Here is a 6,762-nt window from a genome sequence, read left to right as displayed (position 1 = left end):
GGCCGCCGCCGCGACGGCACCGTCGGCCGTGCGCGTCCGGACGAGCCGTTCGGCGAGCGCACCGAACCCGAACAGGAGGACGACCCCGACGACGATCGCCCAGGAGAGTCCGGTCGCGCCGGCGAGCGAGCCGAGGACGATCGCGGCCAGCACCAGCAGGAGTACCGAATTGAGTCGGCCGTCCTCGCGATCGGCGGGCAGGGCGAGCGCGTCGAACGCCCGTCCCCCGCGGATCGCGTACCCGGCGATCAGGAGGACCGTCGCGATCCCCGCGGCGACGGCCGGGCCGAAGAGCGGGATGGCGAGCGAGAGCGTACAGAGCCCCGCGACGAGTCCCGCCCGCCGAACGCTCGATGTCACGATACCGGACCCTTTCTACGGGGGTCACTTAACGGTTCTTGACCGTCAGCTCCGGGCATTTTCCGCGGTTTCTCCCGGCTCGAAACGAACCGTAACCGTAAGAGGCGTCGACACGAACCACCTCTCGTGGGCCTCTACGAGCGGTACCTCGCTTCCCGGATCGCGCGCCTCGACAGCGACGGCCCCGCGCACGTCGCGCTCGTGATCACCGAGCGCGACCTCCTGGAGCGCGGCGCCTACGAGACGCTGACGGCGTTTTTCGACTGGGCCCTGGCCTACGCCGAGCGCGTGACGGTCTACGTGAGCGTCCTCGACGCCGCCGCGGTCCCGACGCTCAAGCGGCAGCTGGTCGAGCTCGAGACGCCCCACGAACTGGCCGTTCGCGGTCCCGACGACCGGACGCCGGCGGACGCGCCGATCCAGGTCGGCATCGGGCTGGGCGGGAAACACGAGTTCACCGCCGCGGTGCGCACGGTCGCCGAGGCCGTCGACGCCGGCGAACTCGCGCCGTCGGACGTCGAGGACCGACACGTCGAGGACCACCTCGTCTTCCCGTCCGAACCGGACCTCGTGCTCAAAACCGGCGCCGAGCGGCTCTCCGACTTCATGATCTGGCAGTCCGTCTACTCGGAGCTGTACTTCACCGACGTCAACTGGCGGGACTTCAGGGAGCGGGACTTCCTGCGGGCGGTCCTCGAGTACTGCAACCGGTCTCGTCGGTTCGGTCGGTAACCGCGCCGGTCGCGGCCGGGAAGGCCCGTTCAGGTCTCGACGTACGTCGCCAGCACGACGACGACCCCGACGGTGACGAGGCAGAGGGCGGCGCCGATGGCGACGTACTCGATCGGCTGGGTCGTCTCCGCGGCGTCCGCCGGGTGCCGGAGCGAGCCGAGCGCGAGAAGCGTCGCGAGCAGGAGGACGCCCGCCCCGGCGAGGGTCGCCCCGCCGGTCCGCTGTCGGTTCATGCCCGGCGTTTCGGCGGCGTCCCGTTAAAACGCGTCGGACGAACGCTCGTCGTCGCTCGTCGGGTTCGGTCGTCCGATCCCTTGATCCAGTCGGTCGTCCGATCCTCCGACCCGGTCGGTCGTCCGATCACCCACCTCAGTCGGTCGTCCGATCCTCCGACCCGGTCGGTCGTCCGATCACCCACCTCAGTCGGCCGTCCGATCCTGCGGCTCCGCGTCGAGGCTTTCGACGTCGCGGCGCTCCGTCGTCGGCAGCGAGTCACGGAACCGCCGGAGGATGGAGCGGGCCTCCGCCAGTTCCGGTTCGCCCATCGCCCGCACCAGCGCCAGCGCCCGCCGCGCACGCGTCCGCCGCCACGACCGCTCGCGGTGCTCGTACGTCCGAACCGCCCGCAGGAAGTCCGTCCGCGAGAACGCCGGCCAGTGCGGTGTACAGAAGTAGACCGCCGCCTCGTTGCCGTTGGCGTGCCAGGGCAGGAAGTTCGAGGTGCGCTCGTCGCCGCCCGTCCGGATGATGAGGTCGACGTCGCGCACCGGGCGGTCGTAGAGGCGCTCCTCGATCGTCTCGACGTCGATCTCCGCGGGATCGAGCGCGCCCGACTCGACGTCCCGGGCGACGCTGCGCGCGGCCTCCAGCAGTTCGTTGCGCCCGCCGTAGGCGAGCGCGACGTTCAGGACGAACCGGTCGTACTCGCGCGTGCGCCCCTCGGCGTACTCGACGGCTTCCTGGACGCGCTCGGGTAGCCGCCCGACGTCGCCGATCGCCCGGATGCACACTTCTTGGTCGTGGACGCGATCGGCGTCGGCGAACTCCCGGAGCTTCTCACAGAGCAGATCGAACAGCGCCTCCCGCTCGCGCTCGGGCCGCGCGAAGTTCTCCGTCGAGAACGCGTAGAGGGTGAGCTCCTCGACGCCGACCTCCCGGCACCAATCCAAAACGTTCTCGGTCGTTTGTGCGCCCGCGCGATGGCCCGCCGTGCTGTCTTTCCCTCGACTGCGTGCGTACCGGCGGTTGCCGTCCTGGATGACCGCCACGTGCGTGGGGGTAGTCTCGCCCGGCGCATCCGCGAGTTCGCGACTGAGCAGTCGCTCGTAGGCGCCCCGACACCGGCGACGCAGCCAACCGATCATCACTCGAGTCGACATCACCGAGGACCATGTGTCTTGCGAGAAGTTTCGGCCCGGTAGACGAAATCGATCGTTCGGTCGCGACGGCGGGAATCGGGACGGCCCGGTCCCGCCGGAGACGGACGCGACGGCCGGGGCCGTCACCCGGCGACCGGAATCGTGACGGCTATGGGTCCGGCACGCCTGGACCCCCGTAATGGCGAACGTTATCGACGACGACCTCTACCAGCGGACGAAGGCGCTGTTGGAGCCCGGCGACATCGAACTGAACGGAGCGATCGTCCACACGGACTACGACGGGCGAGAAGACGTCAAGATGATGCAAGCGACGATCGACGTCGGCGACGTGATCGCCGAGGCCGCCGGCCGCGACCCGCGAGACTGTTACGTCTACTCCGGTAACGACGACCCCGACTTCTCCTCGAATCAGCACCAGGGACTCATGCTCGACGGCGAGGAGTTCGTCTGGGAGTGCCAGCAACTCCTCCGCGAGGGCAGCTTCGACGTCGTGTTCTACTACGAGGCGAGCGCCGACCAGGAGGGGATCCTCGAGGGGATCCGCGAGCTCGGTTTCGAGGCGACGGGCGTCGAAGGCGACTGAGACGCCGGGGACGTTCGTTCCCGCCGCATCGGCCGCGACCGCACCGGGTGATCGATCGGCGGCGGTCGTGCCGGGCGTCGCGCGACTCGACGTTTCCACCGCCCGGGAACCGTCCGCACCGCTTATGCCCGGAGAGTACCGAGTCCAGCGTATGCAACCGGACGTCGAGCTCTCGGAGCGCGAACGAGCCGTCGTCAACGCCTTTCAGGGCGGGTTCCCCCCGGTCGAGCGACCGTTCGAACCCGCCGCGGCGGCGCTTCGCGAGCGGGGCGTCGACGTCGCCGCTGACGAGCTGCTCGAGACGGTCGCCGACCTCGACGAACGGGGCGTCCTCTCGCGGTTCGGACCGCTGATAAACGCCCAGGAGATCGGCGGCGCGGCGACGCTCGTCGCCACGCACGCCCCCGAGAACCGCTTCGACGAGGTGGTGGAGGCGGTCAACGACCGCCGGGAAGTCGCCCACAACTACGAGCGCGAACACCCGCACCTCAACGTCTGGTTCGTCCTGTCCGTGGCCGACGCGGATCGGGTGGAGCCGGTACTCGCCGAGATCGAGGCCGAGACCGGCCAGGAGACGTACAATTTGCCCAAACGGCGGGAGTTCAGGGTCGAGGCGAAATTCTACGTGGACGGACCGCTGGCGCCCGCCGAGGACGGGACGCCGGGCGGGATCGACCTCACCGACCTCGGCCCCGACGTCGACCCCGTCGACCGGGCGACGCTGACGCCGGCCGAGCGCGACCTCGTCCTCGAGATCCAGGACGGGCTCCCGCTCACCGAGACGCCGTACGCCGACGTCGCCGAGGCGATCGGCCGGAAGGCCGGGTGGGTCCGCGAGACGATCGCCCGGTTCGAGCGCGAGGGGAAGATCCGCCGGATCGGCGTCGTGCCGAACCACTACGCGCTCGGCTACACGGAAAACGGGATGACCGTCTGGGACGTGCCGGACGATCTCGTCGGCGAGGTGGGGCCGGCGGTCGCGTCGCTCCCGTTCGTCACCCACTGCTACGAGCGACCGCGCCACGAGGGCGTCTGGCCGTACAACTTCTTCGCGATGACCCACGGCCGCACCGAAGCCGAGAGCGAGCGGCGGATCGAGCGCGTGCGAGAGACCATGGCCGAGTACTGGGACGTCGGCGAGGACGATTGGGACTCGCTGTTCTCGACGCGGATCCTCAAGAAGACGGGCATCAGGCTGGCCGAGCGGGCCGACGCGAACACGGCGGCCGACGGGGACGGTCCCGGGGGAGATCGCCGCGAGCCATGATCCCCCTGCTCCACGACTTCACCGGCGAGACGGTGCTGATCTTCGGCGGCGGTCCCGTCGGCGCTCGAAAGGCCCGCCGGTTCGCCCGGGAGGCGCGAGTGGTCGTGGTGAGCCCCGCGTTCGCCGACGCCGATTTCGGCGGGGCCGAACTGGTGCGGGCCGCGCCAGATCCGGACGACGCGGCCGCGTGGCTCGACCGGGTCGAGCCGGCGCTCGTCGTCGCCGCGACCGACGACGAGGCGGTCAACGATGCCGTCGCCCTCGCCGCCCGCGAACGCGGCGTCCTTCGGAATCGCGCCGACCGCGCCGGCGGGGACCGGGCGGTCGGGAGCGTGGTCGTCCCGGCGACCGTCCGCGAGGATCCGGTCGTGGTCGCGATCGCCACCGGCGGGCGGGCGCCCGCGCTCAGTCGCCACCTCCGCCGGAAACTCGAGGACGAACTCGAGGGGGCGGGCGAGATGGCGACGGTGCTGGAAGAGCTCCGCGCGGAGTTTCGAGAGCGCGGAATGGCGGCGTCGCGCCGTCGAGCGGCCCTCCGCTCGGTCGCATCCTCGTCGGCGGTTTGGACAACTTTACGTACCGGCGACGTCAACGTGGAGAACGTGATCGAGGACGTGCTCGAGTGCGAGGGAGGTGATCGGCCGTGACGTACTCGGGAGTCGTCACGAGCGCCCGGGTCACCCACGAGACCGCCGACGTCGACGAACTCGCCGCGGCGAGTCCCGAGAGCCAGCACGCCGCCGTCGGGGGACTCCTGACGGCGCCCGACGTCTCGGAGGCGCTCGTCCTCGCGACGTGCAACCGCGTCGAGGCCTACGTCGTCGCGCCGAGCGCGACCGCCGGCCGGGACGCCCTCTCGACGTTCTTCGGGGACGCCCCGGCGTCCGTCGTCGTCGACGCCGACCACGAAGAGAGTCTGCGCCACCTGCTGCGAGTCGCGTGCGGGCTCGAGTCGGTCGTCCTCGGCGAGGATCAGATCATCGGCCAGGTGCGCGACGCCTACGATGACGCCCGCCGGTGCGGCGGGATCGGCGACGTGCTCGAGACGGCCGTCATGAAGGCGATCCACGTCGGCGAACGCGCCCGAACCGAGACGGCGATCAACGAGGGGATCGTCTCGCTGGGGTCGGCCGCGGCCGAAGTCGCCGACGAGACGGTGGCCCTCGACGGCGCGGACGCCCTCGTCGTCGGCGCCGGCGAGATGGGGCGCCTCGCCGCCCGCGCGCTGGACGGAAGCGGCGCGTCCTCGGTCTCCGTCGCGAATCGGACCCTCGAGCGAGCCGAGCGACTCTGCGAGGATCTCGAGACGGTCGGCGAGGCCGTTCCCCTCGGCGAGCTGGAGGCGGCCGCCGCCGAGGCTGACGTGGTCGTGACCGCGACGGGGAGTCCCGAACCGGTGCTCGACCCCGATCACCTCGGCGAGCACGAGCAAGTCCTCGTCGACCTCGGGCAGCCCCGCGATATCGACCCGGCGACGGCCGCGCTCCCGTCGGTGACCGTCTACGACCTCGACGACCTGGAGTCGATCACCCGGGAGACCCACGAGGAGCGCGCGTCGGCGGCCGAGGATGTCGAAGCGGTGATCGACAGCGAGTTCGAGCACCTGCTCGAACAGTACAAGCGGCGCCGGGCGGACGAAGCGATCGCCGCCATGTACGAGAGCGCCGAGCGGGTCAAAGAGCGCGAACTGGAGACGGCCTACGCACGCCTCACGGACGGCGACTCGTTCACCGACGAACAGCGAGAGATCGTCGACGCGATGGCGGACGCCCTCGTCGGACAGCTCCTCGCGGCGCCGACGAAGAGCCTCCGCGAGGCCGCCGTGGAGGACGACCTGGAGACGATCGAGACGGCCCTGCAGCTGTTCGATCCCGAGTTCGGCCCCCGGCTGCCGTCGGTCGCGAGCGTCGAGGGCGACGCCGGAAGCACGGTCGGTACGGCCGAGGACGACTGAGGTTCCGCGGGGACCGACGTCCGTTCGACGTCCGATCGCCCCGGAGTCGCCGACGGAGGGCGACCCGAGCACAATAATTATTTCGTTGGCTTCCGTCGGTGCGAGCATGGCCGACTTGCTTTCGGACGAGGAGATCCAGAACCGACTGCCCGCGAGCTGGGATCGAGAGGGCGACGAGATCGTCCGCGTCTACGAGTTCGACGATTACCTTCGCGGCGTCAACTTCGCCCAGATGGTCGGCGAGATCGCCGAGGCACAGTTTCACCACCCGGAGATCGTCATCGGGTACAAGGAGGTCGAGATCCGCCTGACCACCCACGACGAGGGCGGGATCACCGACGCCGACGTCGAGATGGCCGAGCTGATCGAATCCGAGCGGTCGGCCTGATCCGGACGGAACCGGCCGACCTGACCGGACGTCGCGGCGGACGAACGAACTTCGCGGCGGACGGACGTCGCGGCGGACGAACGAACTTCGCGGCGGACG

General features: G+C 70.4%; 8 protein-coding genes and 1 pseudogene. 6 read left to right on the top strand and 3 right to left on the bottom strand.

Annotated features, from left to right (window positions below):
* Positions 1–360, bottom strand: a pseudogene (locus QZT59_RS17300) (DUF92 domain-containing protein); the annotation flags it as partial.
* Positions 361–486: 126 nt separating this feature from the next.
* Between QZT59_RS17300 and QZT59_RS17295 the strand changes: the two are divergent.
* Positions 487–1,092, top strand: a complete 606-nt coding sequence (locus tag QZT59_RS17295; RefSeq protein ID WP_290819130.1) for an undecaprenyl diphosphate synthase family protein — start codon at positions 487–489, stop codon at positions 1,090–1,092.
* 29 nt (positions 1,093–1,121) lie between these two features.
* On the opposite strand, the gene QZT59_RS17290 is transcribed toward QZT59_RS17295, so the two are convergent.
* On the bottom strand, positions 1,122–1,325 hold the full coding sequence (locus QZT59_RS17290; protein ID WP_290819128.1) for a hypothetical protein: 204 nt from the start codon (positions 1,323–1,325) through the stop codon (positions 1,122–1,124).
* Positions 1,326–1,511: 186 nt separating this feature from the next.
* The gene (uppS, locus tag QZT59_RS17285) at positions 1,512–2,456 is read right to left on the bottom strand and encodes a polyprenyl diphosphate synthase (RefSeq protein ID WP_290819126.1); all 945 of its coding nucleotides are present in this window, start codon (positions 2,454–2,456) and stop codon (positions 1,512–1,514) included.
* A gap of 193 nt (positions 2,457–2,649) precedes the next feature.
* Between uppS and QZT59_RS17280 the strand changes: the two genes are divergently transcribed.
* The 5 genes from QZT59_RS17280 (at position 2,650) to QZT59_RS17260 (ending at position 6,663) form a co-directional block, all read left to right on the top strand.
* Complete coding sequence (locus QZT59_RS17280; protein WP_290819124.1) at positions 2,650–3,054, top strand: DUF5778 family protein; 405 nt, start codon at positions 2,650–2,652, stop codon at positions 3,052–3,054.
* Positions 3,055–3,205: 151 nt separating this feature from the next.
* On the top strand, positions 3,206–4,321 hold the full coding sequence (locus QZT59_RS17275) for an Lrp/AsnC family transcriptional regulator (protein WP_290819122.1): 1,116 nt from the start codon (positions 3,206–3,208) through the stop codon (positions 4,319–4,321).
* On the top strand, positions 4,318–4,968 hold the full coding sequence (locus QZT59_RS17270) for a bifunctional precorrin-2 dehydrogenase/sirohydrochlorin ferrochelatase (protein ID WP_290819120.1): 651 nt from the start codon (positions 4,318–4,320) through the stop codon (positions 4,966–4,968). The genes QZT59_RS17275 and QZT59_RS17270 overlap by 4 nt, the downstream gene beginning before the upstream one ends.
* On the top strand, positions 4,965–6,275 hold the full coding sequence (gene hemA, locus QZT59_RS17265; protein WP_290819118.1) for a glutamyl-tRNA reductase: 1,311 nt from the start codon (positions 4,965–4,967) through the stop codon (positions 6,273–6,275). The genes QZT59_RS17270 and hemA overlap by 4 nt, the downstream gene beginning before the upstream one ends.
* 106 nt (positions 6,276–6,381) lie before the next feature.
* Entirely contained in the window at positions 6,382–6,663 is a 282-nt protein-coding gene (locus QZT59_RS17260; RefSeq protein ID WP_290819116.1) for a 4a-hydroxytetrahydrobiopterin dehydratase, read from the top strand.
* Positions 6,664–6,762: the final 99 nt, after the last annotated feature.

Source organism: Halovivax sp., from assembly GCA_007119345.1.
In the GTDB taxonomy this organism is placed as follows: Archaea; Halobacteriota; Halobacteria; order Halobacteriales; family Natrialbaceae; genus Halovivax.
Note: the sequence above shows the minus strand (reverse complement) of the source record. Positions and strands in the feature narration are given on the sequence as shown.

Coding starts and splice junctions, on each gene's coding strand:
- QZT59_RS17290 (WP_290819128.1), bottom strand. CDS start 1,325: ATGAACCGACAGCGGACCGGCGGGGCGACCCTCGCCGGGGCGGGCGTC.
- QZT59_RS17270 (WP_290819120.1), top strand. CDS start 4,318: ATGATCCCCCTGCTCCACGACTTCACCGGCGAGACGGTGCTGATCTTC.
- QZT59_RS17260 (WP_290819116.1), top strand. CDS start 6,382: ATGGCCGACTTGCTTTCGGACGAGGAGATCCAGAACCGACTGCCCGCG.
- uppS (WP_290819126.1), bottom strand. CDS start 2,456: ATGATCGGTTGGCTGCGTCGCCGGTGTCGGGGCGCCTACGAGCGACTG.
- QZT59_RS17280 (WP_290819124.1), top strand. CDS start 2,650: ATGGCGAACGTTATCGACGACGACCTCTACCAGCGGACGAAGGCGCTG.
- QZT59_RS17275 (WP_290819122.1), top strand. CDS start 3,206: ATGCAACCGGACGTCGAGCTCTCGGAGCGCGAACGAGCCGTCGTCAAC.